Raw genomic sequence first — 239 nt, 5'->3', positions numbered from 1 at the left:
GCTTCGCCCTTGGCCAGATCCCATTCCCACACGCCGCAGCGCGCGGCCTCGACGGCGACGCGGAAGCGGCGCTCGGTGTCGGCCCAGCGCCGGCTGGCCCGCATCTGACGCCAGTTCTGCACCGCGATCACCACCAGCATCATCACCACCAGCAGCAGGGGCGCGGCCAGCATCCAGGCATCGTCCAGCCAGGCGGAGAAGGCGTCGGGCCGAGGCAGGGCGGCCACGACGGACAGGCC

At 72.8% G+C, this 239-nt stretch carries 1 pseudogene; it reads right to left on the bottom strand.

Annotation, left to right across the window (positions count from 1 at the left end):
• Positions 1 to 239: pseudogene (locus RT567_RS16260) on the bottom strand (PAS domain-containing sensor histidine kinase); the annotation flags it as partial.

The sequence above is a fragment of the Brevundimonas sp. genome (assembly GCF_032107865.1).
Classification (GTDB): Bacteria; Pseudomonadota; Alphaproteobacteria; order Caulobacterales; family Caulobacteraceae; genus Brevundimonas.
The sequence above is the reverse complement of the archived record's forward strand: the minus strand, read 5'-3'. Positions and strand labels throughout refer to the sequence as shown.